Below are 779 nucleotides of genomic sequence, written 5' to 3' on the forward strand. Positions count from 1 at the left end.
GCATCAGTTCGTACAGACTTTGAGTTTGCTTTTTCATGATTGGACCAAGCTCAGGAATTGTGCCTGAACCTTGCAAACCAACGTAATGAATCAAATCTTGATGACGAGTGCCGATTTCGCTCAACTGCGACAATATTTGCCCAGTTTCTAACTGGCTTTTTAGCATTTTGAGTCCACGATCGTAATCCATTTCAACCATGGATTTGAACATCGTTTTCAGAAAAAACAGATACCAAGGAACACGAGACTGCATTTGCCATTCTACGGTACAACCATCTTGTGACGGCGTCACGATGAGCGTCACCTTTCCGTGGCTTTTGATGGGGCGAAAAAAATGCAGCTCCATGTCTAAGCGATGTTCTTGTGTGCTTTCCAGAACAACCGCCCCCGTTCCAATTCGTTGCCCATTCCATTGGTAACCAGCACCAACGTGGCCTTGATTGTCACTGTAAGTCAGCTCGCAGCTTGGCTCCAAAATGATCCAAGGAGACCACTCAGGCCAGTTTTTAAAATCCTTTAGATAATCGATGATCTCACTTTGAGATTTGTTGATTTCAATACTTTTGCTGACCTGATAAGCAAGCATAGCCATTCCTTAAGTTTCTGTTTCGCTCTACTTATTCTAAATCAAATCCTAGTTTTTTCTTGTTTCACTGTTAGTTAGAGGTAAAAAGTGAGACAAAAAAGCCAGAACGTTAACTCTGGCTTCATTGGCAAATTGGGACGTTAAGAAACAAACGTCACTTTCGCGCTAAATCGGACGCCATCATCGTTTAATT

1 protein-coding gene is annotated in these 779 nt (G+C 42.4%); it reads right to left on the reverse strand.

Features of this window, described 5'->3' with window-relative positions; genetic code table 11:
• Positions 1 to 586: SRPBCC family protein (locus R8N49_RS26545; protein WP_318190373.1), on the reverse strand; the 586-nt coding region annotated here is incomplete at its 3' end.
• Positions 587 to 779 lie beyond the last annotated feature (193 nt).

The sequence above is a fragment of the Vibrio sp. 1978 genome, from assembly GCF_033344345.1.